A 16,743-nucleotide genomic window follows, 5' to 3' on the forward strand; every position below is an offset into this window, starting at 1 on the left:
CGCACAACTATGAGGTTGCCGATGAAGCATCTGAAAAAACTCCTGGGCGGTGGTCTGCTGGCCCTGAGCCTGCTGACCCCAGCCGCCCACGCCGCCGAAGCCGTCAAACCCATTCACTTCGGTGACATCACTTGGGAAAGCGGCAGCCTGATCACCGAAGTGCTGCGCCTGATCGTCGAGAAGGGTTATGGCTTGCCCACCGACACCTTGCCCGGCAGCACCGTGAGCCTGGAAGCCGCCCTGGCCAAGGACGATATCCAGGTGATCGGTGAAGAGTGGGCCGGGCGCAGTCCGGCGTGGGTCAAGGCGGAAAATGAAGGCAAGGTGTTCGGCCTCGGTGACACGGTCAAGGGCGCCACCGAAGGCTGGTGGGTGCCGGAGTTCGTGATCAAGGGCGATGCCGCGCGCGGTATCAAGCCGCTGGCGCCGGACTTGAAGTCGGTGGCCGACCTGCCGCGCTACAAAGACGTGTTCCGCGACCCCGAAGACCCGAGCCGCGGGCGCTTCCTCAACAGCCCCACCGGCTGGACCTCGGAGATCGTCAACAGCCAGAAACTCAAGGCTTACAAACTCACCGACAGCTTCGTCAACTTCCGCACCGGCTCTGGCGCGGCGCTGGATGCCGAAGTGGCGTCGTCGATCCGTCGTGGTAAACCCGTGTTGTTCTACTACTGGTCGCCGACGCCGCTGTTGGGGCGGTTCAAGCTGGTCAAGCTGGAAGAGCCGCCGTTCAACGCCGAAGCCTGGAAGACCCTGTCCGACGCGAAAAACCCCAACCCCATTGGCACCCGCTCGATGCCGGCGCGCCTGGCGATTGGTGTGTCGGCACCGTTCAAGGCGCAGTACCCGCAACTGGTGAGCGTGTTTGAAAAGGTCGACCTGCCGATTGATCTGCTTAACGGTATCCTCGGGGAAATGAGCGAGAAACGCACGCCGCCCCGCCAAGTGGCTGAAGCCTTCCTCAAAGACCATCCAGACGTCTGGCAACAATGGGTGCCGGCGGATGTGGCGGCCAAGCTGAAGGGGGCGCTCTGATGCTTAAAATCTTCGCTGCTGCGGTACTTTCGCTGGTCGCCGGTCTGGTGCTGGCGGCCGAACCTGCCACGTTACGCATCGGTTACCAGAAAAGTTCGGTGAGCATGGTATTGGCCCGTGAGCACAAACTCTTCGAGGACGCGTTGCCCGGCACCCAGGTGCAGTGGATCGAATTCCTCGGCGGCCCGCCGCTGATCGAGGCGCTGAACGGCGGCAGCCTGGACATCGGCAATATCGGTGACATCCCGCCGATCTTCGCCCAGGCCGCAGGCATCGATTTGCAGTATTTCGCCGTCGAACCCAACGAGGGCAAGACCGAAGCAGTGTTGGTGCCCAAAGCCAGCAGCGTGCAGAGCGTGGCCGAACTCAAGGGCAAGCGCGTGGCGCTGCTCAAGGGCTCCAGCGCCCACAACCTGTTCCTGAAAAGCCTGCTGCGCGCCGGTTTGCAATGGAAGGACGTGAACGTGGTGTACCTGTCGCCGTCCGATGGCCGCGCTGCGTTCGAGCAAGGCAAAGTCGACGCGTGGGTGGTGTGGGACCCTTACTACTCCGCGGCCGTGGTCGACGGTTCCGCCCGCGTGTTGGGCGACGGCCAGGGCCTCAATCCGGCGGGCAGTTTCTTCGTGGTCAGCAGCCCATTTGCCAAGCAATATCCGCAGTCCATTGGTGCGATCATCAAGACGTTGGCCAAGGCGCAGCGCCTGTCCCTCGACCAGCCCAAAGAAAGCATCGCGCTGATGGCCAAGACCCTGGGCCTGCAACCGGCCGTGGTCAAAAGCTACTTCGAACACCGCTCGCCCGCGCCCATTCGCCCGTTGGAAGCGGTTGACGTCGGCAACCAGCAACGCACCGCCGACCTGTTCTTTGCCAACGGCCTGATCCCGAAAAAGGTTGATGTGCAGCAAGCTGTCTTCAAGGCGCCATGACCATGCAACCGATCTACATCGACTTTCTCAACGGCCTGGACATCGACGAACTGGGCCTTACCAACGACGAGATCCTCACCGCCATCGAAGCCAGCCTGGCGATCCAGGGCCGTGGCGAGGCGGTGATCGAGCCGCGTACCCACCTGATTCCCGGCGGTGAGATCAACGGCCACTTCAACGTATTGCGCGGTGTACTCGGCGGCGATATTGGCTATGCGGGCGTCAAAGTGGTGGGGGATTTTGTCGACAACTACCGCAAGGGCTTGCCCTCGGAATTGGCCATCCTCAACCTGCTGGACCCGGCCACCGGGATTCCCAAGGCGATCCTGGATGCCTCGGCGATCACCGATATGCGCACCGGTGCGATTACGGCCATCGGCGCCAAATACCTGGCCCGGCCCGACAGCAAAGTGCTGGCGCACATTGGCGCGCGTGGCACGGCGTATTGGAACGTGCGCTTGCTGGATCACCTGTTCGACTTCGATGAAATCCGCGTGCACTCACGTCGCAGCGAAAGCCGCGAAGCCTTCGCTGAGCGCCTGCGCAAGGACCTGGGCAAACCGGTGATCGTTACCGACGATTGGGAGTCCACTGTGCGTGGCGCCGACATCGTGGTCGAGGCGTCGAGGCTGGATCAGCCCGAGCCCTTGTTGCGCACCGGGTGGATCAAACCCGGCGCCTTTGTGGTGCCCTACGGCACCATGAGCGCGGTGGAATTGTCGCTTACCGAGATCATGAGCAAGTTGGTCGTGGATGATTGGGGCCAGTGCAAAGGCGGGCTTTTTGGCGCGCTACGTGCCCATGTCGACGCTGGCAAACTCAGTGCCGAAACCCTGCATGCCGAGCTGGGCCAGATCGTGGCCGGCTTGAAAACCGGCCGGGAAACCGCCGAGGAAACCATCCTGTTCTGGCACCGTGGCCTGAGTCTCAGTGACATCGCGCTGGGCCATGCACTGCTGGAAAAAGCCAAGCGCCTGGGGATTGGCCAGCGGCTGCGCTGGGCATGATTCACTTCGATCCCAAAGGTTTAGCCCTGGCAGATTTGCTGGCGATTGCCCGGCAGGATGTATCTGCGGATTTCTCTGTGCAGGCCCGTCAGCGCATCGATGAAGGCCACCAGTTGTTGGTGAAACTGGCGGCTGAAGGCACGCCGATTTACGGCGTAAATACCGGCCTCGGTGCTGCGGTGGACACGCCGGTGGCGCCCGTGCAGGCGAGTATTCCGTTGGGGCGCGCGGTGGGTGTCGCACGCTTGGCCAATCGCCAGGAGCTGCGCGCCATCACTGCTGCGCGCCTGGCGGGATTGGCTCAGGGGCGTTCGGGTATTTCAGCGCAAGCTGCGCAGGCGTTGCTGGATTTACTTAACTCCGGTGCCGAACCGCAAGTGCCGTTACTCGGCTCGTTGGGCGAGAGTGACCTGGCGCCGTTAGCACACTTGAGCCTGGCGCTTTCGGTGCCTTTGACCGGCAAGGATGGATTAGCGCTGGTCTCGGCGAATGCCGCCAGTGTCGGGCTCGGCGCATTGCTGGTCGCCGAGGCACAGCAAGTGTTGGCAGCGGTGCTGGCGGCGCTGGCGTTATCGTGCGAGGGCTATCGGGCCAACCTTAGTCCGTTCCAGCCATGGGCTTCGCGCCTGCGGCCGGCACCGGGGCAAACCGAGCAGTCGGCGGCGTTGTTGCAGTTGCTGGCGGGTGGTGAGTTGGCGGACAACCCACGCCGCTTGCAGGACCCCTTGAGCTTTCGCTGTGCCACGGTGGTCCAGGGTGCGGCGCAGCAGGCGTTGCGACAGCTGCATGAGCTGGTCGAACTGGAACTGCGTAGCGGTGCGGATAACCCGGCGTTGATCAGCGAAGAGGCGTTGGTGTTGGCCACGGCAAATTTCGACAGCACGCATTTGGCGCTGGCGGCTGAAGGCCTGGGCCTGGCGCTCAATCGAGTGGCCGCATGCAGCGCCGAGCGGATTGCCAAGTTGCTATCGCCGGCTTCGAGTGATCTGCCGCGCTTCCTCATCACTCAGCCCGGCCACGTCGGCATGGCCGCCTTGCAGCGCACCAGTTCGGCGTTGGTCGCGGAAATCGGTCACTTGGCCAATCCACTGCCGGCGGTGAGCGTGCCGGTGGCGGACCGTGTTGAAGACTATGCGGGCCAGGCGCTGGCCGTGGTCGACAAGACCCGTCGCTTGACCGAGCGGGTGTTGTGGCTGGCCAGTATCGAACTGATCGTTGCCGCGCAGGCGGTGGACCTGCGCGGTGAGCTGCGCTTGGGGTACGGTACACGGCAGGTCCATGCAGCCGTGCGCAGCCAGGTGGCCCATCTGGATCAGGATCGCTCAGGCTCGGTGGATGTGCTGGCGTTGAGTGCTTTTATCACCCAGACCGGGTTTGACGGGTGACCTTGCATAGCGCCAAGCCCTGTCTATGCTGATCCAGAACCGTTGATGACGCTTGGCATATAAAGCGATTCGGATGGTTGTTCCCATAAAGATCTGCCAGCAACATTCAATCCGTGAATGGAATGCGCCTCCCCAGGCGCGGGTAATTGAAGGGTGATCCGAACATGTTCAACCGCCATCACAAATCCGACCTGCAAGAAATCGAACGTTTCTCCTGCGCCCTCACCGAATCCAATGCCAAACTGGCCGCCATCAGCCGTTCCATGGCCATGATCGAGTTCGACCCGAGTGGCGTGATCCTCGACGCCAACGACAACTTCTGCAAAACCATGGGCTACAGCGCCGAGGAAATACGCGGCAAACATCACCGACTCTTTTGCGAAGAGGCCTACACCCATACCGACGCCTACGCCAAGCTATGGCGCGACCTGGCGCGGGGTGAGGCCCTCAGTGGCACCTTCATGCGCTTGAACAAGCACGGCCAGGAAGTGTGGCTGGAAGCCAGCTACATGCCGGTGCTGGACAAGGACAATCACGTTCAAAGCGTGATCAAAGTCGCGTCGGACATTACCGCGCGGGTCCACCACGAACATGAAAACCAGAGCTTGATCGACGCCATCGGCCGGTCCATGGCGGTGATCGAATTCACCCCGCAGGGCCAGATCCTCAACGCCAACGAAAACTTCCTGAAGACCGTGCAGTACTCCCTGGATGAAATCGTCGGCCAGCACCACAGCCTGTTTTGCCACCGCAACGAAGTGGAATCGCCGGCCTACAAAGCGTTCTGGGCGTCGCTCAACCGTGGCGAATACCACTCGCACCGCTTCGAGCGCAAAAACAAGTACGGCAAGACCCTGTTCCTGGAAGCGTCCTACAACCCGATCTTCGACACCAATGGGCGCCTGTACAAAGTGGTGAAGTTCGCCAGCGACATCACTGACCAGGTCACCACCCTGCGTAACGCCGCCGACTCGGCCCACGCCACCTCGGTGCAAAACGACGCCTGCGCCCGCAAGGGCTCGGAAGTGGTGCAGCAAACCGTGCAGATCATCGAGGAGATTTCCCACGACCTGAACCAAGCGGCGCAGAGCATCGATGCGGTCAGCAAACAATCGGACATCATTGGCGCCATCGTGCAGACCATCCGCAGCATTGCCGAGCAGACCAATATGCTCGCGCTCAACGCCGCGATCGAAGCGGCACGGGCCGGTGAGCATGGGCGCGGCTTTGCGGTGGTGGCGGACGAGGTGCGCAGCTTGGCGGCGCGAACCAGCCAGGCGACGGTGGAAATCGTCGATGTGGTGCGCAAAAACCACGACCTGTCGCTGAGCGCGGTGTCGAGCATGCAGTCGAGCTTGAGCCGCACGGGCTTGGGGGTGGAATTGGCGAATGAAGCGGGGCAGGTGATCCTGGAGATTCAGGAAGGGTCACGGCATGTGGTGGATGCGATCGGGCAGTTCAATTCGACGTTGCAACTGCAATAAACGCATTCTCAGCTTGATAACCCGATCACTGTGGGAGCTGGCTTGCCTGCGAAAGCATCACCTCGGTACATCAGAAACACCGAGTGATCCGCATCGCAGGCAAGCCAGCTCCCACACAAGTGCGGCTTAGATCGCAGCCAGGGTCTCTTTCACCGCCTGCGCCTGCGGGTCAACGGTCTTCGCCGCTACCTGCTGCTCTTGTTGCTGCTTCAGGCGTTCGGCCACTTGCTTGGAAATCGCATCCTGCTTTTCCTGGGACATGTTCTGCACGTCCGCCTCGGTCAAACCTTGTTCCTTGAGCAATTGCTCACGGATGCGCTCGGCCGGGGATTTGCTCATGTAATCAGTGAACTCAGAGCGCGCGGTGCTGGCGGTCGAACCGGTTTTCGGTACATCTGGTGTTGCGGTAGAGGCAGTGACGGCCTCTGTGGAGGTCTGCAACTGCACGCGGGTCTTGGCGAAGGCCTCATCGATGCGGTCGTTGGCCTTGTCCAGTTCCTTCTGCGCGGCCGGCACGGTCACGCTTTGTTGCGCGGCTTGCAAGGCACCGCTGTACAGCGCGCTGGCAGCGGCGTTGGCGGGGTCCATGTCGGGCCGTTTGAGTTGTTGAACGGTCGACACGGCTAAGGTGTTGTTGTTAACCAGCATGATCGGTCACCTGGGGAAATGTTCGGTGCCACAGGTGGAGCAAATAGCGTGCCGGGTGTGAACGCTAGGGAATTTGGGGCCTGGCCAAGCTGCTATGGCAAGAGTTGTCCTGCTGCCGGCCATTTCTTGCCGGTTGCTGGCAGTTTGAAAGCCCCTGTAGGCCTGCTTATTATTTCAAAGGCCGATACCCACTAACTGCATCTCCCCTGCATTGACTTCCAACAACTCACCCCCTGCACCTCTGGCTCTTATGTGTAACCTGGCATGGACTTTTCCAGTGCTGGTATCGAATTCATAAAATGTAATTTCTCCGGACTCAGCTTGAAACTTGAGGGGGGTAGGGTCGGTGGTGTACTTCAAATCGCAAGTGGCAGTCACCTGTCCGTCGGGGTTGCGGATGGGGTATTTGTCTCGGTTTCCTGTAATTCCAAGTGGAAGGTGGAGCTCAAAGAAGACGACATTGGAGCCTCGCTGAGTGGCGTCCAAAATATAGTAGAAGGCTGTTTTTCTTAAGCGGATTTCATCGGCTCTGAATTCAAGAGTCACACTGCCTCTGACGAGTTGTGCTGTAAACGTTCCGTTGGTGGGGTTTTTGTCGTCGCGTTCAACTTTGGAATTTGTCATGACGTTATCCTGATGTGTTCGCTAAGGGACTTCTAGAGCTGTCCTAGCTCTGCTCAAAATCTGATGCCTATAGCGACTTCAAGTCTACTGTCAGAAATAACAGTCACGACAAATGGCAGCGTTGCTGTCAGTGGGCGATGTTTTCCAGCGCCAGGTTCCGCGTACGCGGCCCGAACCAACTGATGGTGATCATCACGATCAACATGCTGCTGGCAATGAATGCCAACACCCCCGGTGTGCCCAGGTGTTCAAGGATGAAGCCGATCAACAAACTGCTGAACACCGTGGACAAGCGGCTGAACGAGTAACAGAAGCCTACCGCCCGTGCGCGGATATTGGTGGGGAACAATTCACTTTGGTACGAGTGATAACTGAAGCTCAGCCAAGCGTTGCAGAAGGTGATCATCACCCCACAGATCACCAGCCCCACCGCCGTGGTTTGCAGGGCGAACAGGCTGCCGAAGACCATCGCGCCCAACGCCGAGCCGACGATCTGCCATTTGTTTTCAAAACGGTTGGCCACCTTCAAGAACAACAACGGCCCCAGCGGGTAGGCGAGGGTGATGATGAAGGCGTAGAGCAAGCTGTGGGTCACGCTGACGCCCTGGCCCGACAGCAACGCTGGCAGCCAGTTACCAAAACCGAAGAAGCCGATGGCCTGGAACACATGAAACACGATCAGCATCAAGGCGCGGCGGCGGTAAGGCGGTTGCCAGATATCGGCAAAGCGGCCATCACCCTGCACGCTGACGGCTTCGGGCTCGGGTTCATCCAAGGGTTTGCCATGATCCTTCTGGCAGCGCGCTTCAAGGTTGTCCATGATCACACCGGCTTCTTCGAAACGCCCTTTTTGTGCAAGCCAACGCGGCGACTCTGGTAAACGCTTGCGCAATTGCCAGATAAACAGCGCAAACACGGCGCTCGACAACACCACCCAACGCCAGCCGGACACGCCGAACGGCGCCTGTGGCACCAGCCACCACGACATCAACGCCACCGACGGCACTGACAGGAACTGGATAAAAAACGCAAAGGCAAACGCCGAACTGCGCATGCGCTTGGGCACCAGTTCCGAGAGGTAGGCGTCGATGGTTACCAGTTCAATGCCCAGGCCAATGCCGACCAGGAAACGCATGCAAATGATGCCCACGGCGGAGGTCTGGATGCCCATCAATACCGTGGCGACGGTGTACCAGATCAACGCAAAGGTGAAGATCGCCCGCCGCCCGAAACGGTCGGCGATAGGGCTGAGCAGGCTGGCGCCGAGGAACAGGCCGAGGAAGGTTGCCGAGGCAAAGGCGGCCTGGTCCGAGAAACCGAATACGCCTTCGCTGCCGGTGTGGAAAATCCCGTCACTGATCAGGCCGGGGCTGATGTAGGCGGTCTGGAACAGGTCGTACAGCTCGAAAAAGCCGCCGATGGACAGCAACGCCACCAGGCGCCAGACCGTGGCGACGGCAGGCAGGCGATCGATGCGTGCGCTGATATGGGCGGCGCGGATCGGATCGATGCCGTCAATGCTAGAGAGTGCGGGCATGGGGAAACTCAATAAGTGATCGGAATCTCGAATGTCTGAAACGCATCATCCTGGGGATGGTAACCCAGCACCCGCGTGGTTTCGCTCAGGTCCAGGCGCTTGAAGCGATTATTGGAAATGCCATGGGCGATCAGGTGCTTCACGCCCTCGGCTTCCACCGAGCGTTGCAGCAACTGCACCGCGTCACGCGGGCTGAGCCAGGCGCTGAGGTCGCGGGCGTTATTGAGGTCGTGGGTTTCGGGGAATTCGAAGGCGCCGATGCGCAGGGCAATGGTCGACAACGCGGTTTTCGCGGCGTAGTAGCCACACAGCGCCTCGCCGTAGCATTTACTCACGCCGTACAGGTTGGCGGGCATCACCGGCATGCCGGGCGTGATCTGGCGGTCTACCGGGTAGCCTTCGATGGTTTGCGCGCTGCTGGCGAACACCAGGCGCTTGACCCCGGCGGCCACGGCGGCTTCGAACAGGTACGTGGTGGCGAGGATGTTATTGGGCAGCAATTCATCGAACGACGCGCTGGCGTGGGGGATGCCCGATAGGTGCACGATCACGTCGATACCGTCGAGCAAGGCCGCCAGGCTGGATTTGTCGCTGAGATCGGCGTGCACGAAGCGGTGCTCGCCCAGGTCGAAATCCGGCGCGATGCGGTCGGTGAGGGTAAAGCGGTAACGGTCTTTGGAGGCGTCGAAAAACGTCTTGCCGATTCTGCCGCAGGCGCCGGTGAGCAGTACGTTGAGTCCTTTCACGCTGTAGTCCTTGTTTTAGTTATGGCCGTCGAGGGCAAAGGTTTTGAAACCGGGGCGCTGGCTGAGGCGCTGGTAATACGCCTCCACCGCCGGGTAGGGCGGATGCTCCAGCGGCGCGTTGCGCCAGCGGTGTACCGAGAGGCCGACGAGGATGTCGGCCAGGGTGAATTCATCGCCGGTGACGTAGGCGCCGGTCTTGAGCAACTGTTGTTCCAGCAGGCCCATCTTGTCGTTCCAGGCCTGCACGCCGGCCTGGATGCGCTGTGGGTCCTGGTAGTCCGGGTTCTGGCGCACCAGCGCATGGAACGCGTAGCCCCAGGACGGGTTGAGCTCGGTCGCTTGCCAGTCCATCCATTGCTCCACCCGGGCGCGTGGCGCGGGTTCGGCGGGGAGCAGGTCGTGGCGTTGGTAAAGGCTGACGAGGTAACGGCAGATGGTGTTGGACTCGCACAACACGCCGTGGTCATCGATCAGCACCGGGACCTGGGCGTTGGGGTTCAGGGCGAGGAATTCCGGGGATTGGGTGGGGGTGTAGCCGATGCCCCAGTCTTCGCGCACGTAGTCAATGCCGAGCTCCTGGCAGGTCCAGAGCACTTTGCGCACGTTGATGGAGGACGTGCGACCCAAGATTTTCAGTGAGTGTCCCATGGTGCTTCCCTGGCAGTGGAGAGCAACCAATCTAGCAGGGTCAGGTACTCTCCCGCACCTGCAACTCAAACCCCATGTCCACCACCGGCTTGGCGATCTTGTTACCCGCCATGATCGTCAACAGATGCTCCGCCGCACGCCGCCCAATCGCTTCACGCGGGGTGCTGATGCTGCTCAGGCGCGGCACCATGAAGGACGAGGCGGGCAGGTCGTTGAAACCCAGCACGGCCACGCGCTCTGGTACTTTGATGCCATGGCGCATGGCTTCCAGCAAGGCGCCCTGGGCCAGGTCGTCGTTGCCGAAGAAGATGGCGTCCACGTCGGGATGGGCGGCCAGCAGTTGCAGGAAGAGTTCGCCGCCCAGGCCCACGGAGGAGGGGCGCGGCGTCAGCAATTCCAGTGCCGGGTCGTACAGGCCAGCCTGTTGCAGCGCGCGACGGAACCCTTCGCCACGCAGCAATGTGCGTTGGTCCAGTTGCGCGCCGATATATGCCAGGCGCTTGTACCCACGGGACAACAGATGGGCCGCCGCCGTTTCGCCCGCGCTCAATTGCGAGAACCCTACGCAGTTCACCCCGGCGTTCGGGTCCAAATCCATCATATAGACGCAGGGCACATTGCTGGCCTCGACCATCCGTCGGGCGCTTTCGGTGCGATCAAACCCGGTCAGCAGCAAACCCCGTGGCTGGTAGGCCATGTAGTTGCGCAGCAGGTTTTCTTCTTCATCACGGGAATAGTGGGAGTTGCCGATCAGCACTTCAAAGCCCTTGGGCCGCAGCACCTGGTGGATGGCTTCGAGGGTTTCGATAAACAGCAGGTTGGACAACGATGGCACCAACACCACCACCGAATGGCTCTGGGCCGAGGCCAGGGCGCGGGCGGCGGGGTTGACCACGTAGTTGAGTTCGGCGGCGGCCTGCTGCACTTTTTCCACCAGTTCGGTGGCCACGGTGCTGATACCGCGCAGGGCGCGGGAGGCGGTAATCGGGCTGACGCCGGCCAGGCGGGCGACTTCGTTAAGGGTCGGGCGACCCGTGGTGCGCAATTTTTTATCGTTCTTGGAGGTCATCAGGCGGCTTGCCAAACAAAAATCGAGGCACTAAGGTAGCGCTGTCTCCAAAAGGCTGCAAATTCTTGAACTTTGGGTTGCCTGATCCGGTTCAAATGATTGGAGCGGATGCACGCGTCACTCCATAAAAATGACAAGACGGCGCGGGAAAAGCCTGTTTTTGCACTAGCCTTACAGCGTGCAAAGGTAGCGCTATCTGCGTCCTGAGGTGTTTCATGAGTCAACCTGTTACCGCCCTGGTCATCATGGGTGTTTCCGGCTGTGGCAAGTCCAGCGTCAGCGAGGCCCTGTGCCGCCTGAACGGTGCCACCGCCATTGAAGGCGACAGCTTTCACCCTGCCGCCAACATCGAAAAGATGAGCGCCGGCCACCCCCTCAACGACGACGACCGCGCCGGCTGGCTCGACATCCTCTGCGATGAACTGCGCCGTTCGCTCAAAGCGGGCGAGCATCCCGTGCTCACCTGTTCCGCCCTGAAAAAGAAATACCGCGACCACCTGCGCGAAGCCGCGCCGGGCCTGGGTTTTGTCTTTTTGGAGCTGACCCGCGCCGTGGCCGCCGACCGCGTGTCCCATCGCCCAGGGCATTTCATGCCGGCCAGCCTCATCGACAGCCAGTTCGCCACCCTTGAATCGCCCAAAGGCGAACCGCTGACCCTGGCCCTCAACGCCAGCGAAGACAGCGTCGAGGAACTGGCCGAGCAGACCAACGCCTGGTGGCTGCAACACGGCTTTGAACCTACTCATTAATTTTTTGCCGGAAAAGATAGCGCTATCCCCGGCAGGAAATTCAACACCCGCTTTAATAACAACAACAAACAGGAGAGACCCCCCATGTTTGGCATGTCCCACGAGTCCTACCTGCTGCTTGATGCAGTGGTCACAATCATTGGGTTGATCGTTCTGATCACCAAGTTCAAGGTGCACCCGTTCATTGCGCTGATCATCGCGGCCGGCTTCCTCGGCCTGACCTCGGGCATGCCCGTGGACAAGATCATCAAGGCGTTCCAGGACGGTTTTGGCGGGGTGCTCGGCTTTGTCGGCATCATCCTCGCGCTGGGCACGATGCTCGGCAAGATGATGGCCGAATCCGGCGGTGCCGATCAGATCGCACAGACCCTGATCCGCGCCTTCGGCAAAGAGAAGGTCCAGTGGGCCATGATGTTCGCCGCGTTCCTGGTGGGCATCCCGCTGTTCTTCGAGATCGGCTTTGTGCTGCTGATCCCGCTGGTGTTTATCGTGGCACGTCGTACCGGCGTGTCGCTGATCAAGATCGGCATTCCGCTGCTTGCCGGTCTCTCGGCGGTACACGGCCTGGTGCCACCGCATCCGGGCCCGCTGCTGGCCATCGGCGTGTTTGGCGCGGATATCGGCAAGACCATCCTCTACGGCCTGATCGTCGCACTGCCGACCGCCATCATCGCCGGCCCGATCTTCGGTACGTTCATCGCCAAGTACATCCCGGGCAACCCGTCCCAGGAACTGGTCGATCAACTGGCCCGCGAGTCGGAACACAAGAACCTGCCGAGCTTCAGCATCACCCTGATTACCGTGCTGTTGCCGGTGTTCCTGATGCTGCTCAAAACCTTCGCAGATATCGGCTTGCCGGACGGCCACATCGTGCGCAACTGGATGGACATGATCGGTCACCCGATCTCCGCCCTGTTGCTGGCGTTGCTGCTGTCGCTGTACACCTTTGGCCATCGCCAAGGCATCCACTCCAAGCAGATCCTCAAACTGCTCGACGCCAGCCTGGCGCCGACCGCTGCGATCATCCTGATCATCGGTGCCGGCGGTGGCTTCAAGCAGATGCTGGTCACCAGCGGCGTGGGCGACGTGATCGGCCATATGGCGGTGAACGCGCAGATCAACCCGATCCTGCTGGCGTGGCTGGTGGCGGCGGTGATTCGCGTGGCAACCGGTTCGGCCACGGTGGCGACCATTACCGGCGCTGGCATTGTGGTGCCCGTGGTGGGGATGATTCCGGGGGTTAACCGTGAGCTGCTGGTGTTGGCGACGGGCGCGGGTTCGTTGATCCTGTCTCACGTCAACGATGCGGGGTTCTGGCTGGTGAAGCAGTACTTCAATATGACGGTAGCCGAGACGTTCAAGACGTGGACGGCAATGGAGACGATTCTGTCCGTCGTGGCGTTGATCTTCATCATGCTGTTGTCGTTGGTTGTGTAACCGACACACTACAAAGCCAGGGTGCAAACCCAATCCAAATGTGGGAGCGAGCAAGCCCGCTCCCACAGTTTTAACCATATTCCGGCAGTTGGATTGGGTCAGGCTTTAGTGACCAATCCATCCGCCCTGAACATCCCACGAATCCCTCGCACCGCCTGCCGAATCCGGTCCTGGTTCTCGATCAGCGCAAAGCGCACGTGATCATCGCCATACTCGCCAAACCCAATCCCCGGCGACACACACACCTTGGCCTCCAGCAGCAGCTTCTTGGCAAATTCCAGCGAGCCCATGGCGGCATATTGCTCGGGAATCTTCGCCCACACGTACATCGACGCCTTCGGATTTTCCACCATCCAGCCCAGTTCATGCAGGCCCTTGACCAGCACATTGCGGCGTTGGCGGTACTGCTCGGCGATGTCTTTCACGCACTGCTGGTCACCTTCCAGTGCTGCAATGGCCGCGACTTGCAGCGGGGTGAAGGTGCCGTAGTCGTGGTAACTCTTGATGCGCGCCAGGGCGTTGACCAGTTCCGGGTTGCCGACCATGAAACCGATGCGCCAGCCAGCCATGTTGTAGCTCTTGGACAGGGTGAAAAACTCCACTGCAATGTCCTTGGCGCCCGGCACTTGCATGATCGACGGGGCTTTCCAGCCGTCGTAGACGATGTCGGCGTATGCCAGGTCGTGGATCACCAGCACGTCGTATTGCTTGGCCAGGGCGATCACACGTTCGAAGAAGTCCAGTTCCACGCACTGCGCGGTCGGGTTGGACGGAAAGCCGAGGATCATCATCTTCGGCTTGGGGATCGAGCCGCGAATCGCCCGTTCCAGCTCCGCGAAGAAGTCCACGCCCGGCACCAGCGGCACCGAACGCACTTGCGCGCCGGCAATCACCGCACCGTAGATGTGGATCGGGTAGCTCGGGTTGGGCACCAGCACGGTGTCGCCCTGGTCCAGGGTGGCCAGCATCAAGTGCGCCAGGCCTTCCTTGGAACCGATGGTCACGATGGCTTCGGACTCAGGGTCGATGTCCACTTCATAGCGATCCTTGTACCAGCGCGAAATCGCCCGGCGCAGGCGCGGAATGCCTTTGGACGTCGAATAACCGTGGGTGTCTTCACGCTGGGCCACTTGCACGAGTTTTTCGACAATGTGCGGCGGCGTGGCGCCGTCAGGGTTGCCCATGCTCAAGTCGATGATATCTTCGCCGCGCCGACGCGCAGCCATCTTCAGCTCAGCCGTGATGTTGAAAACGTAAGGGGGGAGTCGATCTATGCGCGCAAAGCGGCGCGGCGAACCTTGGTCGGCCATTGTTGCCTCGAGAGTACGTAAGCGCCCGGAACCGTCCGAGCGACGTCGGCCACTGCGGTGGCCTGCGGGGCAGACAATACGGTCGATGATGGCCGGTTGTCCAGATGCGTAGGAAAATTTTCTGCATGGAGCCCAATGCGGATATGCCCCTATACTCGATGCGGGTTTGTTCCCTTATAAGAAGGAGACTGTTCGTATGGATCAGCAGACAAAACAACCGTTAGAGCCACGCATGGAAGCCGGTAAAGCCCTGGTGATCGCCGGGGTGCAAGGGCGTTATTCGAAGGCCACCGTGGGGGATATCCCCAAACTGTGGGAGTTGTTCGACACCTGCATCAAGGACATCAAGAAGCGTGTGGGCGGTGTGACCTATGGCGTTTGCCACAACCCCAAGCACGGCGAGTTCGACTACATGGCCGGTGTCGAAGTCCCGAGCAAAGCCGATGTGCCAGGCAACTTCGAAGTCATCGAAATCCCACCGCTCAACTACGCCGTGTTCCCGCATTACGGACCGGTGCAGGCGCTTGAGCAAACCTACGAGCGCATCATGTTCGAATGGCTGCCGCATTCGGGGTACAAGGTGATGGGCGCGGATTTCGAACGGTACAGCGCGGATTTTGATGCGCGCAAGGGCACCGGGACGGTGGAGATCTGGTTGCCGGTGGGGCAGAAAGCCTGACAGGCACAGGGGCCGGTAGACTGGCCCCTGTCAGCTTTGGGTTGGGCAGCTAGTCGCTCAGCGAACGCGCGATATATGACCCGCCGGACACGTATCCCGAAGTTTGTAATTTATCGTTAGGTTGCACCAGTTCTAGCTGGGTGACGTAGGCACTTAGAGGACGGCCTTGCGGATCTCTATAGGCTTCTGCAACGCCATCAACGCCGAAGGTGTTGTCCCACAGCCCTGTCAACGTATGCCTGATCAGGTTGACAAAACGTCCTTTTGCCTCTGCACGAGCCAGTGCAACCATTTTTCCATCGCTTTGGAATACCACGTCCGTATAGGAGCCCAAACCAGTATCTGTGATAAGCAGGTTGCCCTGATGGAAGTCTTGGCTGGGTGTGCCATTGGGCTGAAGCTTTGTAATGAAATTTCGCTCTTGGGGTGAGTAACGATCGGTACCCACGACGCCAATGCTGCCTTGTGGGCCGGAGGCCATGTCAGAAATCGCAAGGTTGTCCTGGGCCAGGACCACTTCACCGTTGTTACCAAACCCCGAGTCAGGATTGCCGTTGGCGTCAAAGCCCAAAGCCAGCGTTTGATTTCCTCTATAGCCGCCTACCACGAACCCTTGCGAGGTTAGGATCAATGACGTGAGGATTGTGCCGTTCAAAGTGATGGGGCCTTGCTGGCCGAAGTTGATGATCGTGCCGTCGCTGTCCAATTGAAAGATGAAGCTGTTTGACAGGTTCCGGAAGGCGACCAGGATTTTCCCGTCTGGTTGGACAGCCAGGCCGCTTCTGGGTAAGAGTCCTGGGTAGATGCGGGTGTTGAGTGAGCGTGTGCCGCCGTCGCCAAAGCTGGAGTCGGTTGTGCCGTCAACATTGAAACGAACCGCCATCGCAATCTGAGCACTCCCCAATGCAAACAGCAGCAGCGGCCGGCCGTCGGGTTGGATGACCAAGTTGAATAACTCGACGAAGTCCGTTGCTGGAATGAATACGGGTTGATAGTTCGGGTCGACCTCACCTTCGGCTGTATGTTTGAACACTGCGATGTAAGGTGCGTTTTCAAAATAACAGACGCCTACCGTGATCACTGAACCATTGGCCAGAGATCTAGAAATACCCGAAATCTGCGAAAAAAACGTCTCGCCTGTCTTAGGCGTGGTGTTACCGAAGCTCAGATCCTTGCTGCCTGCGGTGTTGGTGTTGGTGCCTGAACGCCTTGTAGGAATGCTCATTGGCCTGCTCCTTGGGAGAGAATAGAGGTATCCATACCTGCTTGCTGACTGCTCAATGCGACGACGATGGAACGCCATTGAACGACAGATTCTCTCTCATGCGCAGCTGTCAGATCTGACAGTAGACAGTCTACGGATTATTCGCTTGTTTGATTGCTAAAGGCTTAGCCACTCTTTGGATGACCAAACACCCACCTCAACCTGCGCTCATACCCAATCCGCCCCTTATACGCC

The 16,743-nt window shown here is 60.0% G+C and carries 15 protein-coding genes and 2 pseudogenes; 9 read left to right on the forward strand and 8 right to left on the reverse strand.

All coding sequences use genetic code 11. The features are described from left to right. Positions 1–21 precede the first annotated feature (21 nt). From HX812_RS10205 to HX812_RS32365, 6 genes and pseudogenes are all read left to right on the forward strand, one after another. Positions 22–1,035: an ABC transporter substrate-binding protein gene (locus tag HX812_RS10205; RefSeq protein WP_038850570.1), complete on the forward strand. Its 1,014-nt coding sequence runs from the start codon at positions 22–24 to the stop codon at positions 1,033–1,035. Further along, entirely contained in the window at positions 1,035–1,961 is a 927-nt protein-coding gene (locus HX812_RS10210; protein ID WP_038850572.1) for an aliphatic sulfonate ABC transporter substrate-binding protein, read from the forward strand. The genes HX812_RS10205 and HX812_RS10210 overlap by 1 nt, the downstream gene beginning before the upstream one ends. A 2-nt stretch (positions 1,962–1,963) precedes the next feature. Next, positions 1,964–2,968, forward strand: a complete 1,005-nt coding sequence (locus HX812_RS10215) for an ornithine cyclodeaminase family protein (protein WP_038850573.1) — start codon at positions 1,964–1,966, stop codon at positions 2,966–2,968. Beyond that, entirely contained in the window at positions 2,965–4,353 is a 1,389-nt protein-coding gene (locus tag HX812_RS10220; RefSeq protein WP_038850575.1) for an aromatic amino acid lyase, read from the forward strand. The genes HX812_RS10215 and HX812_RS10220 overlap by 4 nt, the downstream gene beginning before the upstream one ends. Positions 4,354–4,517: 164 nt before the next feature. Continuing rightward, positions 4,518–5,294, forward strand: a pseudogene (locus tag HX812_RS32360) (PAS domain-containing protein); the annotation flags it as partial. A gap of 129 nt (positions 5,295–5,423) precedes the next feature. Next, a pseudogene (locus tag HX812_RS32365) lies at positions 5,424–5,837 on the forward strand (methyl-accepting chemotaxis protein); the annotation flags it as partial. A gap of 126 nt (positions 5,838–5,963) precedes the next feature. Here HX812_RS32365 and HX812_RS10230 read toward each other — a convergent pair. The 6 genes from HX812_RS10230 to HX812_RS10255 form a co-directional block, all read right to left on the reverse strand. Beyond that, the gene (locus HX812_RS10230; RefSeq protein WP_038850578.1) at positions 5,964–6,485 is read right to left on the reverse strand and encodes a hypothetical protein; all 522 of its coding nucleotides are present in this window, start codon (positions 6,483–6,485) and stop codon (positions 5,964–5,966) included. Between the two features lie 174 nt (positions 6,486–6,659). Further along, complete coding sequence (locus HX812_RS10235; protein ID WP_038850580.1) at positions 6,660–7,109, reverse strand: hypothetical protein; 450 nt, start codon at positions 7,107–7,109, stop codon at positions 6,660–6,662. 127 nt (positions 7,110–7,236) lie between these two features. Beyond that, positions 7,237–8,646 (reverse strand): MFS transporter, encoded by a 1,410-nt coding sequence (locus tag HX812_RS10240; protein WP_038850581.1) that lies wholly within the window; start codon positions 8,644–8,646, stop codon positions 7,237–7,239. A gap of 8 nt (positions 8,647–8,654) precedes the next feature. Then, the gene (locus tag HX812_RS10245; protein WP_038850583.1) at positions 8,655–9,392 is read right to left on the reverse strand and encodes an NAD(P)-dependent oxidoreductase; all 738 of its coding nucleotides are present in this window, start codon (positions 9,390–9,392) and stop codon (positions 8,655–8,657) included. A gap of 15 nt (positions 9,393–9,407) precedes the next feature. Beyond that, entirely contained in the window at positions 9,408–10,040 is a 633-nt protein-coding gene (locus HX812_RS10250; protein WP_038850585.1) for a glutathione S-transferase family protein, read from the reverse strand. A 40-nt stretch (positions 10,041–10,080) separates the two neighbouring features. Next, positions 10,081–11,112, reverse strand: a complete 1,032-nt coding sequence (locus HX812_RS10255) for a LacI family DNA-binding transcriptional regulator (RefSeq protein ID WP_161630256.1) — start codon at positions 11,110–11,112, stop codon at positions 10,081–10,083. Between the two features lie 212 nt (positions 11,113–11,324). On the opposite strand from HX812_RS10255, the gene HX812_RS10260 reads away from it, so the two are divergent. Together HX812_RS10260 and HX812_RS10265 are read left to right on the forward strand one after the other, a co-directional pair. After that, positions 11,325–11,858 (forward strand): gluconokinase, encoded by a 534-nt coding sequence (locus HX812_RS10260; RefSeq protein ID WP_033896292.1) that lies wholly within the window; start codon positions 11,325–11,327, stop codon positions 11,856–11,858. A gap of 84 nt (positions 11,859–11,942) precedes the next feature. After that, a complete protein-coding gene (locus HX812_RS10265) occupies positions 11,943–13,295 on the forward strand; it encodes a GntP family permease (RefSeq protein ID WP_017738791.1) in 1,353 nt (450 codons plus the stop codon). 98 nt (positions 13,296–13,393) lie between these two features. On the opposite strand, the gene alaC is transcribed toward HX812_RS10265, so the two are convergent. Then, positions 13,394–14,605 carry an alanine transaminase gene (gene alaC, locus HX812_RS10270; protein WP_038850588.1) on the reverse strand — a complete coding sequence of 404 codons (1,212 nt, stop codon included), beginning with the start codon at positions 14,603–14,605 and terminating at the stop codon, positions 13,394–13,396. A 196-nt stretch (positions 14,606–14,801) separates the two neighbouring features. On the opposite strand from alaC, the gene HX812_RS10275 reads away from it, so the two are divergent. Beyond that, positions 14,802–15,284 (forward strand): GyrI-like domain-containing protein, encoded by a 483-nt coding sequence (locus tag HX812_RS10275; protein ID WP_038850590.1) that lies wholly within the window; start codon positions 14,802–14,804, stop codon positions 15,282–15,284. A gap of 49 nt (positions 15,285–15,333) precedes the next feature. Here HX812_RS10275 and HX812_RS10280 read toward each other — a convergent pair whose 3' ends face one another. Further along, positions 15,334–16,509 (reverse strand): hypothetical protein, encoded by a 1,176-nt coding sequence (locus HX812_RS10280; RefSeq protein WP_038850591.1) that lies wholly within the window; start codon positions 16,507–16,509, stop codon positions 15,334–15,336. Between the last annotated feature and the right edge of the window lie 234 nt (positions 16,510–16,743).

Source organism: Pseudomonas sp. IPO3749 (genome assembly GCF_013386605.1).
GTDB lineage: Bacteria > Pseudomonadota > Gammaproteobacteria > Pseudomonadales > Pseudomonadaceae > Aquipseudomonas > Aquipseudomonas azotoformans_A.